11 protein-coding genes are annotated in these 12,202 nt (G+C 64.5%); 6 read left to right on the forward strand and 5 right to left on the reverse strand.

What is annotated here, in order from left to right:
- Positions 1-9 precede the first annotated feature (9 nt).
- Together alc and G5S42_RS19660 are read left to right on the forward strand one after the other, a co-directional pair.
- On the forward strand, positions 10-1,020 hold the full coding sequence (alc, locus tag G5S42_RS19655) for an allantoicase (RefSeq protein ID WP_176108317.1): 1,011 nt from the start codon (positions 10-12) through the stop codon (positions 1,018-1,020).
- Entirely contained in the window at positions 1,017-1,529 is a 513-nt protein-coding gene (locus tag G5S42_RS19660) for an ureidoglycolate lyase (protein ID WP_176108318.1), read from the forward strand. The genes alc and G5S42_RS19660 overlap by 4 nt, the downstream gene beginning before the upstream one ends.
- 95 nt (positions 1,530-1,624) lie before the next feature.
- On the opposite strand, the gene G5S42_RS19665 is transcribed toward G5S42_RS19660, so the two are convergent.
- The 4 genes from G5S42_RS19665 to uraH all read right to left on the reverse strand — a co-directional run bounded on the left by G5S42_RS19665 (position 1,625) and on the right by uraH (position 5,223).
- Positions 1,625-2,971, reverse strand: a complete 1,347-nt coding sequence (locus G5S42_RS19665; RefSeq protein ID WP_176108319.1) for a type II toxin-antitoxin system HipA family toxin — start codon at positions 2,969-2,971, stop codon at positions 1,625-1,627.
- Positions 2,968-3,234 carry a type II toxin-antitoxin system RelB family anti-toxin gene (gene relB, locus G5S42_RS19670; protein ID WP_008920757.1) on the reverse strand — a complete coding sequence of 89 codons (267 nt, stop codon included), beginning with the start codon at positions 3,232-3,234 and terminating at the stop codon, positions 2,968-2,970. Before relB ends, G5S42_RS19665 begins: the two co-directional genes overlap by 4 nt.
- A 271-nt stretch (positions 3,235-3,505) precedes the next feature.
- Positions 3,506-4,699: a urate hydroxylase PuuD gene (locus G5S42_RS19675; RefSeq protein ID WP_176108320.1), complete on the reverse strand. Its 1,194-nt coding sequence runs from the start codon at positions 4,697-4,699 to the stop codon at positions 3,506-3,508.
- Between the two features lie 170 nt (positions 4,700-4,869).
- Entirely contained in the window at positions 4,870-5,223 is a 354-nt protein-coding gene (gene uraH / locus G5S42_RS19680; protein ID WP_176108321.1) for a hydroxyisourate hydrolase, read from the reverse strand.
- A 505-nt stretch (positions 5,224-5,728) separates the two neighbouring features.
- On the opposite strand from uraH, the gene G5S42_RS19685 reads away from it, so the two are divergent.
- Positions 5,729-7,111 carry an 8-oxoguanine deaminase gene (locus tag G5S42_RS19685; RefSeq protein WP_246392035.1) on the forward strand — a complete coding sequence of 461 codons (1,383 nt, stop codon included), beginning with the start codon at positions 5,729-5,731 and terminating at the stop codon, positions 7,109-7,111.
- Between the two features lie 82 nt (positions 7,112-7,193).
- On the opposite strand, the gene G5S42_RS19690 is transcribed toward G5S42_RS19685, so the two are convergent.
- The gene (locus tag G5S42_RS19690) at positions 7,194-8,126 is read right to left on the reverse strand and encodes a LysR substrate-binding domain-containing protein (protein ID WP_176108322.1); all 933 of its coding nucleotides are present in this window, start codon (positions 8,124-8,126) and stop codon (positions 7,194-7,196) included.
- A gap of 272 nt (positions 8,127-8,398) precedes the next feature.
- Between G5S42_RS19690 and G5S42_RS19695 the strand changes: the two genes are divergently transcribed.
- From G5S42_RS19695 to G5S42_RS19705, 3 genes are all read left to right on the forward strand, one after another.
- Positions 8,399-9,997: an ABC transporter ATP-binding protein gene (locus tag G5S42_RS19695; protein WP_176108323.1), complete on the forward strand. Its 1,599-nt coding sequence runs from the start codon at positions 8,399-8,401 to the stop codon at positions 9,995-9,997.
- A gap of 93 nt (positions 9,998-10,090) precedes the next feature.
- The gene (locus G5S42_RS19700) at positions 10,091-11,197 is read left to right on the forward strand and encodes an ABC transporter permease (protein ID WP_176108324.1); all 1,107 of its coding nucleotides are present in this window, start codon (positions 10,091-10,093) and stop codon (positions 11,195-11,197) included.
- A gap of 40 nt (positions 11,198-11,237) precedes the next feature.
- Positions 11,238-12,167 carry an ABC transporter permease gene (locus G5S42_RS19705; protein WP_176108325.1) on the forward strand — a complete coding sequence of 310 codons (930 nt, stop codon included), beginning with the start codon at positions 11,238-11,240 and terminating at the stop codon, positions 12,165-12,167.
- Positions 12,168-12,202: the final 35 nt, after the last annotated feature.

Consider the following 12,202-nt stretch of genomic DNA (forward strand, 5'->3'; position numbering starts at 1 on the left):
ACGACAAAGATGGCACTTCCGATTCTCGACCCCAACGCACCGGAATTCACGCGCCGTTACGTGAATCTGGCGGACCCGCGTCTGGGCGCGCAGGCGCTCGAGGCTAGCGACGAATTCTTCGCGCCGAAGGACCGCATGCTGAATCCGGAACCGGCCGTCTTCATTCCGGGCAAGTACGACGACAACGGCAAGTGGATGGACGGCTGGGAAACGCGCCGCAAGCGCACGACCGGCTACGACTGGTGCGTCGTCAAGCTCGCGCGGCCGGGCGTGATCAAGGGACTCGACCTCGACACCAGCCACTTCACCGGCAACTTCCCGCCGGCGGCGTCGGTGGAAGCGGCGCGGGCCGTCGATGGCGAGCCGAACCAGTCGACGCAATGGACCGAGATCGTGCCGTCCACCACGTTGCAGGGCAATAGCCACCACTACCTCGAAGTCGCCGACGCGAACGCGTACACGCATCTGCGCGTGAACATCTATCCGGACGGCGGCATCGCGCGTCTGCGCGTGTACGGTCAGCCGCAGGTGGACTGGGCGGGCGCGAGCCGCACCGAGCAGTTCGATCTCGCGGCGATGGAAAACGGCGCGTATCTGGTCGGCGCGAACAACCAGCACTTCGGCGCGGCCTCGACGCTGCTGATGCCGCGCCGCGGCGTGAATATGGGGGATGGCTGGGAAACGCGTCGTCGTCGCGAGCCGGGCAACGACTGGGCGATCATCGCGCTCGCGCAGCCGGGCGTGATCCGCAAGATCGAAGTCGACACCGCGCACTTCAAGGGCAACTATCCGGATCGCTGCTCGATCCAGGCCGCGTACGTGAAGGGAGGCACCGATAGCTCGCTCGTCACGCAGGCGATGTTCTGGCCGGTGCTGCTCGGCGAGCAGAAACTGCAGATGGACAAGCAGCATTTCTTCGAAAGCGAGATCGCGGCGCTCGGGCCCGTCACGCATGTGCGCTTCAACATCTATCCGGACGGCGGTGTGTCGCGTCTGCGTCTATGGGGTACGCTCGAATGAAAACGCTCGCCATCGAACCGCTGACGAAAGAGGCGTTCGCCGCATTCGGCGACGTGATCGAACTCGAAGGCGCGAAGCAGATTCCGATCAACCGCGGCACGACGATCCGCTATCACGACCTCGCGAAAGTCGACGTGACCGACGAGCACGGCCGCACGCTCGTCAATCTGTTTCGTGGCCAGCCGCGCGCGCTGCCGTTCGAAGTGAAGATGCTCGAGCGTCATCCGCTCGGCAGCCAGGCATTCGTGCCGCTGAACGACAAGCCGTATCTGGTCGTCGTCGCACCCGCGGGCGAACTGAACGCGGCGAAGATTCGCGCGTTCGTCACGAGTGGTTGGCAGGGCGTCAACTACGCGAAGGGCGTATGGCACCATCCGCTGATCGCGTTGGGCGAGGTGAGCGACTTTATCGTCGTCGATCGTGGGGGCGAGGGGCTCAATCTGCACGAGCAGGATCTGGCCGAGTCGCTCTGGCTCACGGAAGATGCGTTGAGCGCGGTGGCGGTTTGATGGCAATGCAGCTGCCGGGTAGCCGGTAGCGTTGCGGTTGAAAAGAAAAGCCCGCGACGTGCGTTACGTCGCGGGCTTTCTTGCATGGATCACGATCACTTGCGCCTGCCGAGCAGCGGCGAATGCCCGATGACTTCTCTTGACAGCTCGGGCGGCTCCGGCGCCGAAAATCCCGCTGCTTCGATGGCCGGCTTGAGCCCGCTGAATTGCAGGCTCTTCTTTGGCGAACGCAGCGATGTCATGCCGTCGTCCCACGCATGCAGCATCTGCTTGGCGACCGTGCGCCACTGCGGTTCGTTGCGCGCTGCCTCGATCAACTCGTGACCGACGTCGACAGCCGAGTCGCACAGCGCCTCGACCATTTGCGCATATTGCCGCGGAGCGATGCCCATGCGCGTGTTGAAAAAGCGTTCCAGCGTTTTACCGGCTGCCCAGGTCTTGCGGCCGTCGATGGCGAGGCCCGGCGGATTGGCGGCGAAGCGCGGATAAGCCTGGGTCGTCACGACATCGTAGACGGGCGTGAACGCGACATCGTCGACCGACGTATAGAACAGCGCGACGTTCTTGGTGTGGCAGTCCGCATTGCGCACGACGTAGTTGGTCAGCAGATGCCAGCCGAGCTGCTGGAGCTGCGTTCGCGTGGTGTCGCGATCGAGCAGATACGCTCTTGCCGCGTTGAGCATTTTCTCGCTGGTCGAATTGTATTTTTCGTGCGGCGGCAAACCGAGCAGGCCGCACAGGTCTTCGACGCCGTACGCCGGCAGTCCATCTTCGTCGACATCGAAGCGCTCGACGACGAGCGCCCGGCCATCGTCCGACATCTGGGTGCGCGCAACGGGCGCCACCCCGAGCCGCTCCAGCACCCGCATCGAATGGAACTCGTTGAAACCGAGAAAGGGCGTGTTGTCGTCCGAACCTTTGACGATGTGACGGCTCGTTCGAATCGTCGGCTTTCCGAGCCGCAACGGTGTCGATGCGGCAGGCTGCGCTTCCGGCGCGATGAACTTCGGCACGACACCTGAAATGGCCGCTCGCGCGTATTCACGCACCAGTTGCGCAAAATGTTCGGCGGTGTTGTCGCCGTGCAGGATGTGCTGGACGTCGAGCGCCTCCAGTTCGGTGCCCGGCGCCACGCCTTCTGGCGTCACGGTGACCCGGCCGATCCCCATCGAACCCACGACGGCGAGCAGCGACAGATCGGTTCCGTCGAGCAAGGGCCCGAATTGCTCGCGGATCAGATTCAGCAGATAGCCCTCGGGCAGGTTCTGCCGGAAAAACGGATGCAGGTCGCGCGGCCAGCGCCAGGCCTCTTCGCGCACCGGCATCGTCAGACTGACGAAGTCGGCCGCGCTCGCATCGCGGTTGTATTTGAGGACATAGTCGTCGCGCTCGCGAAACAGCGTGGCAACGTTCTTGCCCAGTACCTGAACGTCGAGCTTCATGGCTGCGCGTCCGGGCTGCGCTGTTCAGCGAGGATGTCTTCGAGCGTGCGGCCATGTCCATGCGCGACGAACTTGAGGTCGTAACCGGCGGCTTCGAGCAGGCGCACGAGCACGGACACGCTCATATCGTTTTTGGCGAGCGTCTCCATCCGCGCGACGGTCGTGCGGGCCACGCCCGCGCGGCGCGCAAGCTCTTCCTGCGATAGCTTGCTGTCGCGTCGTACGGCTTTCAGCATGTCCGAGACATCGGCGAGGTTGGTCATTTGTGGCCTCAGGGCGTCAAATTCAACGTATTTGCCATTTATTGTAGCCCAAGAGTTACAACAAGTTTGTTTGTTTTTGTGCCTCTAGGGCTACATTTTATGCATCTTTGGCTTAGTTTGTGGCCCAAGGGCGACAAATCTAATGTATCGATGCCACTGACTGCCCCCGCCATTCCTCCCCAAACGACAACGGGCTTGCCGCTCTCGCGACAAGCCCGTACACACACCAGCCTCTACCTCGGCACCGGAATCGTGATCCCGACAGACGTCTTTACTTCGCCGCGCCGCCTTCGAACCACGCGGCGATCTTCATCCGCTCGTCGTCGGTCATGTGCGTGACGTTGCCGAGCGGCATCGCTTTCAACGTGACCGCCTGCTGGTAAATGCGCTGTGCGTTCTGCGAGATTTCGTCGGGGGTATCCATCAGCACGCCGGCGGGCGCGCTGCCCATCATCGTCGGATGCGAGGAGTGGCAAGCCACGCAGCGCTGCTGCAACACCGGCGCGATGTCGGCGACCTTCAGCGTCGGCGCGTTGGCGGCCTGCGCCTGCGGCACCACCGGACGCGGCATGGTCCACACGAGCGCCGTGCACATCAGCGCGACGCCGACGAGCGGCAGATACCACAACACCTGGCCGCGATGGCGCATCACGAAGAACTGACGGATCAGCGCGCCGGCCAGCATGATGACGACGAGCACCGCCCAGTTGTACGGATGCGTATAGGTCATCGCGTAGTGGTTCGACAGCATCGCGAACACGACCGGCAGCGTGAAGTAGGTGTTGTGCACCGAGCGCTGCTTGCCGCGCTTGCCGTAGATCGGGTTCGGCGTGTCGCCCTTGAGCATCGCGTCGACCATCTTGCGCTGGCCCGGAATGATCACGAAGAACACGTTGGCCGACATGATCGTCGCGAGCATTGCGCCCATGATCAGATACGCCGCGCGGCCCGCGAAGATATGACAGGCGAGATACGCCGCGATCAGCACATATACGCCGACACAGATGCCGAGCAGTTTGTCGCGCGTGCCGAGAATGCGGCACAGCGAGTCATAGACGATCCAGCCGGCCGCGAGGAATCCGATCGCCGAGGAGACAGCGACCACCGGTCCCATGTCGAGCACGTTCTTGTCGATCAGGTAGGTGCTCGGCGAGAACAGATACAGCACGGTAAAGAGGCCGAAGCCCGACAGCCACGTCGTGTACGACGGCCATTTCGACCAGTGCAGGTCTTCGGGCATTTCCGGCGGCGCGACCGTGTACTTCTGCATGTTGTAGAAGCCCCCGCCGTGCACGTGCCACAGCTCGCCGAACACGCCGCGACGGCGCTGGTTCGGATCGGTCGGCGGTTTCAGGCTGTTGTCGAGCGCGACGAAATAGAACGATTCGCCGATCCATGCGATGGCGGCGATGACGTGGAACCAGCGAATCGCGAGGTTCAACCAGTCGGTGATAAAGCCTTCCATGAAACTCCTCCACTTCTGATTCGTTGTGCGTGCGATGACGTTCGACGTCGCCGGTCATCGCGCCGACTGCGGATAGAAGACGCAGCGCGGCTTGTTGTGGGTATCGCGGGGCGCTTGTGCGTATTGGTGTCTGTTCGTGCCGAAGCGGACGCGGCTTGCATCCGGCAGGGCTAGCTGCCCCGATACGTGCTGTACGAAAACGGCGACACCAGCAGCGGCACGTGATAGTGCGCGCTGGCATCGGCGACGCCGAAGCGCAGCACAACGCGATCGACGAAGCGCGGTTCCGGCAACCTGGTGCCGAGCGACGCGAAGTAGTCGCCCGCGCCGAACACGAGTTCGTACTCGCCAGCGACGAGCGCGTCGCCCTCGAGCAGCGGCTCGTCGCAGCGGCCGTCGTGATTGGTGACAGTGGTTTTGAGTGCGCGGCGCGTGTCTCCGGCGAGCGCGAAGAGTTCGACCTTAATGCCTGCGCCGGGACGGCCGTTCGCGGTGTCGAGCACGTGGGTAGTGAGCTTGCCCATTCGCAATTGTCCTTGTGTGAATGCGAGGTGTCGGCGGCGGCCCGATCCATTACGTTTGCGGCGGATCGAGGCTCCACGTCAGTGGCTACATACCCGTCGGCGAATTGAAGCGAGCGCCGTGGCAGCCATTGTAAAAAGGATGCCCTGTTCAGCGCGCGAGCGATAGGAAAGATAATAGTTCGCGCATGATGGACAGCCAGTCGAAAGCCGCGCCGGCTCATCGGCCGATCGTACCGGCGCCAAAAATGCACCACTATATTGGCGGTGTGAAGTTGGGTATCGCAACCGCGCGAGTTGCCAGCGGGATTTTGGCTACCGAAGGTAAGCGCTGTGCGACACACCCGTGCAAAGGCAGGCCTTTGGCACGGCAAACCCCGAAGACGGCGATTCACGCTGGGTAACCGGGCCAACGGCGTTCAACCGAACGCGGCGGCACGGTGGCGTGCCGCCGCATCGCGTTCGAACGGCTTTGCATGCAGGCAATCAGGCGGACAGACGAATAACGATGAATGAAGCACTGAAACAACCCGGCAAAACGATGCTCGTGAAGCACGCGGACGTGCTGGTCACGATGGATGGCGAGCGGCGCGAATTGCGCGACGCCGGGCTATTTATCGAGGACAACCGGATCGTCGCGGTCGGGCCGACCGCGCAACTGCCGCAAACGGCCGATCAGGTACTCGACCTGCGCGGCCACCTGGTGATTCCTGGCCTCGTCAATACGCATCACCACATGTACCAGAGCCTCACGCGCGCGATTCCCGCCGCGCAGAACGCCGAGCTGTTCGGCTGGCTGACGAATCTGTACAAGGTGTGGGCGAACCTCACGCCCGACATGATCGAAGTATCGACGCTGACCGCGATGGCCGAGCTGCTGTTGTCGGGCTGCACGACGTCGAGCGACCATCTGTATATCTATCCGAACGGCAGCCGTCTCGACGACAGCATCGCCGCGGCGCGCCGCATCGGCATGCGCTTTCATGCGGCGCGCGGCAGCATGAGCGTAGGACGGAAAGACGGCGGCTTGCCGCCCGATTCGGTGGTCGAGCGCGAAGCGGACATCCTGAAGGACACGCAGCGTCTGATCGAGACGTATCACGACGACGGCCGTTACGCGATGCTGCGCGTCGTCGTGGCGCCGTGCTCGCCGTTTTCGGTGAGCCGCGACCTGATGCGCGAATCGGCGCTGCTCGCGCGCCAGTACGGCGTGTCGCTGCACACGCATCTGGCGGAGAACGTCAACGACGTCGAATACAGCCGCGAGAAGTTCGGCATGACGCCGGCCGAGTATGCGCACGATCTCGGCTGGGTCGGCCGCGACGTATGGCATGCGCACTGCGTGCAACTCGACGACTCGGGCATCGCGCTGTTCGCCCGCACCGGCACCGGCGTCGCGCACTGTCCATGCTCGAACATGCGGCTGGCGTCGGGCATCGCGCCGGTCAAGCGCATGCGGCTCGCGGGCGTGCCGGTTGGGCTCGGTGTCGACGGCTCGGCGTCGAACGACGGTGCGCAGATGGTCGCCGAAGTGCGCCAGGCGCTGCTGTTGCAGCGCGTCGGTTTCGGGCCCGATGCGATGACCGCGCGCGAGGCGCTCGAAATCGCGACCGTGGGCGGCGCGCGCGTGCTCAATCGCGACGACATCGGCGCGCTCGCGCCTGGCATGGCCGCGGATTTCGTCGCGTTCGATCTGAGTCAGCCGCAGTTTGCCGGCGCACTGCACGATCCGGTGGCGGCTCTGGTATTCTGCGCGCCGTCGCAGGTCAGCTATAGCGTGATCGACGGCAAGGTGGTGGTGAAGGAGGGGCGCTTGGCGACGCTCGAACTCGGGCCGGTGATCGAGCGGCATAACGTGCTCGCGCGGCAGCTTTACGAGGCGGCGGCTTGAGCTTGAGCGGAAGGGGCGGCACTCACGCTCTGATGCGCGGATGCCGCGAGTCGTTGATCTCTGAGCGGCGCCGCATGCGGGCTCAGGGCTTGTCGATCAACGTCCGGGTCGCCTCGCCAACCAGCCCCCGCAGCCAGCGCACTTCGTCGGAGTAGTGCACGCGCTCGTGCCACAGCTGGTAGTACTGCATCGGCGGGAAGTCGAGCGGCGCGGGCATCACGGTCAGCGGCAGGAACTTCGCGTAGTAGTCGGCAAAGAGGCGCGTCGTCGTGAAGATCAGATCGGATTTGATCAGCACGTACGGCGCGAGATTGAAGTAGGGCAGCGTGACGACCACATGGCGCTTGAGCCGCTCGCGCGCGAGATGCACGTCGATCGCGCCGCGCTGGCCGACCGAGTACGGCGTCGGCGCGAGATGCGGTGCGTTCAGGTACTGGTCGAGCGTGAGCCCGCCACGTTTGGCGAACGGATGCGAGTTGCTCATCAGGCAGACGATCTGATCGACGAACAGGTTCGACAGATGCAATTGCTCGGGCGGCTCCGGCCAGTTGCCGACCACGATGTCGAGCTTGCCGTCCTCGAGCGCGAGTTCGTAGTCGAACGCGGGGCCGAGCGAATGGAATTCGAGCGTCGCGTTCGGCGCGGCCTGGCGAAAACGTTCGACGACCGTCGGCACGAACAGCACGTTCAGGTAATCGGGACAGCCGATCCGGTAGCAGCGGATGGATGTGGCCGGATCGAAGTTGTGCTGCTGGAACTTGATGCGCTCGATTTCGCGCAGCGCGTTCTGCACCGGTTCGAGCAGGCGCAAACCGTATTCGGTCGGCACCATGCCGGACTTGCCGCGCACCAGCAGCGGGTCGCCGGTGATGTCGCGCAGACGGCGCAGCGCCGCGCTGATCGCGGGCTGGGACTGATTCAGTTTGACGGCGGCGCGCGTGACGCTGCGCTCCATCAGTAGCGTGTGCAACACGCGCAGCAGGTACGTGTCGATCGCCTCGCGTTGCTGGCTCATGGATTCTCCGAAATATATGTGCTGGCTGATCGAACGGACGTGGGGGTATATGCGTTTTAATATGGACGAAAAACGACGTCAAGGGTGACATACCCGCAGAGCTTGTAGCGGCGCGGGTTTGCGGGAATTTTGTCAACTCGACTGAGTGGGTCGAATTAGGTATCGTCATTCGGTTGTGGTGACGGATCGCCCGTCGGCACGGTGGACGTCATCGACGTCGACCCGGCGGTATTCAGGCAGCAAGCGGCGTCTCAAACGCACTACGGAATCTCATGAGCGACACTCCACTTAGCGACGGCGCACCACTCACCGGCCAGGCGGTGCCCCGGCTCGCGCTGACGGGCATCACCAAGCAGTACCCGGCCGTGCGCGCCAACGACGACGTCACGCTCGTCGTCGCGCCCGGCGAAATCCACGCGGTGCTCGGCGAGAACGGCGCGGGCAAGAGCACGCTGATGAAGATCATCTACGGCGCGGTGCGGCCCGACGCCGGCGAGATCCGCTGGGAAGGCGAGACGGTCGACATCGCGAGCCCGGCGGCCGCGCGCAAGCTCGGCGTCGGCATGGTGTTCCAGCACTTCTCGCTGTTCGAAACGCTGACGGTCGGCGAAAACATCGCGCTCGCGCTCGACGAACCGTTCGATCTGAAGTCCCTTGCGAAACGCATTCGCGAGGTGTCGGCCGACTACGGGCTCGACATCGATCCGCAACGGCACGTGCACAGCCTCACCGTCGGCGAGCGCCAGCGCGTCGAAATCGTGCGCTGCCTGCTGCAGAATCCGCGTCTCCTGATCATGGACGAACCGACCTCGGTGCTGACGCCGCAGGCGGTCCGCAAGCTGTTCACGACGCTGCGTCGGCTCGCGGCCGAAGGCTGCAGCATTCTCTACATCAGCCACAAGCTCGACGAAATCCAGGAGTTGTGCGACACCGCGACCGTGATGCGAGGCGGCCGCGTGACCGGCAATGTGACGCCGAAGAACGAGACGCATGCGTCGCTCGCGCAGTTAATGGTCGGCCACTCGCTGCCCGACTACACGCGGCGCGAGCACAAGCCGGGCGCGGTGCTGCTCGACGTCAGGCAGTTGTCGGTCGCGAGCGACGATCCGTTCGGCACGTCGTTGCGCGACGTGTCGTTCAGCGTGCATGCGGGCGAGATCTTCGGCATTGCCGGTGTGTCGGGCAACGGCCAGGCGGAACTGCTCGCGGCGTTGTCCGGAGAAAAGCGCGCTGAAAAACGCAGCCTGCCGGCCGACGCGATCAAGATCTGCGGCAGACCGGCCGCGCGCCTCGGCGCGGGCCGCCGGCGCGCGCTCGGCTTTGGCTTCGTGCCCGAGGAGCGGCTCGGCCGCGGAGCGGTGCCGGCGATGAGCCTTGCTGACAACGCGTTGCTGACCGCGCATCGGCAGAGCATGGTCAAGTCGGGCTGGATCAGGGCGGGCGCGATGCGCGCGTTCGCGAAGCGCTGCATCGACGCGTTCGACGTGCGCTGCGGCGGCCCCGACGCGCTCGCGCAAAGTCTGTCGGGCGGCAATCTGCAGAAATACATCATGGGCCGCGAGATTTTGCAGGCGCCGAAGGTACTGGTGGTCGCGCAGCCGACATGGGGCGTCGATGTCGGCGCGTCCGCGTTCATCCGTCAACAACTGCTCGATCTGTCCGCGTGCGGCGTCGCGATTCTGGTGATCTCGGAGGAACTGGAAGAGCTGTTCGATATCTGCGATCGCATCGCGGTGCTCGCGGGTGGGCGGCTCTCGCCGGTGCGCGCGACCGGTGCGACCAACGCCGAGGAAATCGGCCGCTGGATGGCGGGGCTATTCGGCGACCGCGAGGGCGCGGCGCCTGCGGCAGACCAACCGGCGCATGCGTGAGGCGAGGTGTTGCCCGCCGGCCAAGCCAAAACGCAAAGCACGCACTCGAATGCGGACCCTGAAGAACAGAACCCGAACAAACCCACGCCACCCATGATGCTTCCTTATCGACTCGAAGCCCGCACCACGCCCTCGCGCACGATGCAGCTCGCCGTGCCGCTGATCGCCGCAGTGCTGACGCTCGCGATCGGCTTTCTGATTTTCGGCCTCGTCGGCCGCGACCCGTTGCAGGCGATGCACGCGTTCTTCATCGAGCCGCTGTCGAGCATCAACGGCTGGTCGGAGCTATTGCTGAAGGCGTCGCCGTTGTGCCTGATCGGCCTCGGTCTCGCGATCGGTTATCGCGCGAACGTGTGGAACATCGGCGCCGAAGGGCAGATGCTGCTCGGCGGCATCGCGGCAAGCGGCGTCGCGATCTATTTCGATCAGGCGAGCGGCTGGTGGATCCTGCCGACGATGATGCTCGCGGGCATCCTCGGCGGCATGGCGTGGGCTGCAATTCCCGCGTTCCTGAAGAGCCGTTTCAATACCAACGAGATTCTCGTGAGCCTGATGCTCACGTACGTCGCGACCCAACTGCTGATCTACCTGGTGAGCGGCCCGTGGCGCGATCCGCAGGGCATGAACTTTCCGCTGTCGGAGATGTTCAGCGGCGACGCGCTGTTTCCGACGCTGTATGGCGACTGGCACTGGAAATTTCTGCGCGGCACGCGCCTGAACGCGTCCGTGTTCCTCACGCTGATCGCGATTCCGCTCGTCTGGCTGTTCATGCGCAAGAGCTTCGCGGGCTACCGGATGAACGTCGGCGGACTCGCGCCGCTCGCCGCGCGCTACGCCGGCTTCTCCGACAAGAAGACGATCTGGACCTCGCTGCTGATTAGCGGCGGCCTCGCGGGCCTCGCCGGCATGGGCGAGATCGCCGGTCCGATCGGCCAGTTGCAAGCGACGTGGTCGCCGGGCTACGGCTTCACCGCGATCATCGTCGTGTTCGTCGGCCGCTTGCATCCGCTCGGCATCGTGCTCGCCAGTCTGCTGATGGCGCTGCTGTATCTCGGCGGCGAAGCGGTGCAGACCTCGATGCAATTGCCGCAGGCGCTGTCGGGCGTATTTCAGGGGTTGCTGCTGTTCTGCCTGCTCGGCGCAGACCTGTTCGTGAACTACCGCGTGCGGCGCCGCTCGGCCGTGGCAGTGGGTCATTGAGCTTGCCAATCAGCTCGCTAAACCGCTTTCAGAACTCGATATGGATATCCAGCAAGCCAGCGCGCTCACGTCGAGCGCGATCACCGCGTCGATCCCGCTGATGTTCGCGGGCGCCGGCGAACTCGTCGCCGAAAAATCGGGCGTGCTCAACCTCGGCGTGGAAGGGATGATGCTGATGGGCGCCGTCAGCGGCTACGCGGTCACGTCGATCACCGGCAGCCCGTGGCTCGGCGTGCTCGCCGCGATCGGCGCCGGTCTCGCGATGTCGCTGCTGTTCGCGTTCCTGACGCTGACGATGCTCGCCAACCAGGTCGCGACCGGCCTGTCGCTGACGATCTTCGGCATCGGATTGTCCGCGTACGTCGGCAAGCCGTACACGTCGGCCGCGGTGCGCGCGACGATCGATACGTGGACGATCCCCGGCCTGTCGAAAATCCCGGTGCTCGGCCCCGCGCTGTTTACGCTCACGCCGCTCGATTACCTCGCGTTCCTGATGTTCGCGGCGATCGGCTGGTTTCTGTATCGCACGCGCGCGGGGCTCGTGCTGCGCTCGGTCGGGGAATCGCCGCAGGTCGCGCACTCGGTCGGCTTTCCGGTGGTCGGCGTGCGCTATGGCGCGGTCGCGTTCGGCGGCGGCATGGCGGGGCTCGCGGGCGGCTACTATTCGATCGTCAATCTGCACCTGTGGCAGGAGAACCTGACCTCGGGCCGCGGCTGGATCGCGCTGGCACTCGTCGTGTTCGCGACGTGGCGCCCGGGCCGTCTGCTGATCGGCTCGCTGCTGTTCGGCGCGGTGACGGGGCTGCAGTTCTACGCACAGGCGATCGGCGTGCCGGTGCCGACGCAGTTCCTCGCGATGCTGCCCTACGTCGCGACGATCGTCGTGCTGGCGCTGATCTCGCGCAATCCGAACACGATTCGCCTGAATGCGCCCGCGTCGCTCGGCAAGCCGTTTTTTTCGGCGGGCTGACGGCGACACAGTTTTTTGTCGATCCACTCACTACT

It is taken from the genome of Paraburkholderia youngii (genome assembly GCF_013366925.1).
Lineage (GTDB): Bacteria > Pseudomonadota > Gammaproteobacteria > Burkholderiales > Burkholderiaceae > Paraburkholderia > Paraburkholderia youngii.

Excerpts from the sequence above, each read along its gene's own strand:
- alc (WP_176108317.1), top strand. The coding sequence starts at position 10 with ATGGCACTTCCGATTCTCGACCCCAACGCACCGGAATTCACGCGCCGT.
- G5S42_RS19660 (WP_176108318.1), top strand. The coding sequence starts at position 1,017 with ATGAAAACGCTCGCCATCGAACCGCTGACGAAAGAGGCGTTCGCCGCA.
- G5S42_RS19665 (WP_176108319.1), bottom strand. The coding sequence starts at position 2,971 with ATGAAGCTCGACGTTCAGGTACTGGGCAAGAACGTTGCCACGCTGTTT.
- relB (WP_008920757.1), bottom strand. The coding sequence starts at position 3,234 with ATGACCAACCTCGCCGATGTCTCGGACATGCTGAAAGCCGTACGACGC.
- G5S42_RS19675 (WP_176108320.1), bottom strand. The coding sequence starts at position 4,699 with ATGGAAGGCTTTATCACCGACTGGTTGAACCTCGCGATTCGCTGGTTC.
- uraH (WP_176108321.1), bottom strand. The coding sequence starts at position 5,223 with ATGGGCAAGCTCACTACCCACGTGCTCGACACCGCGAACGGCCGTCCC.
- G5S42_RS19685 (WP_246392035.1), top strand. The coding sequence starts at position 5,729 with ATGAATGAAGCACTGAAACAACCCGGCAAAACGATGCTCGTGAAGCAC.
- G5S42_RS19690 (WP_176108322.1), bottom strand. The coding sequence starts at position 8,126 with ATGAGCCAGCAACGCGAGGCGATCGACACGTACCTGCTGCGCGTGTTG.
- G5S42_RS19695 (WP_176108323.1), top strand. The coding sequence starts at position 8,399 with ATGAGCGACACTCCACTTAGCGACGGCGCACCACTCACCGGCCAGGCG.
- G5S42_RS19700 (WP_176108324.1), top strand. The coding sequence starts at position 10,091 with ATGATGCTTCCTTATCGACTCGAAGCCCGCACCACGCCCTCGCGCACG.
- G5S42_RS19705 (WP_176108325.1), top strand. The coding sequence starts at position 11,238 with ATGGATATCCAGCAAGCCAGCGCGCTCACGTCGAGCGCGATCACCGCG.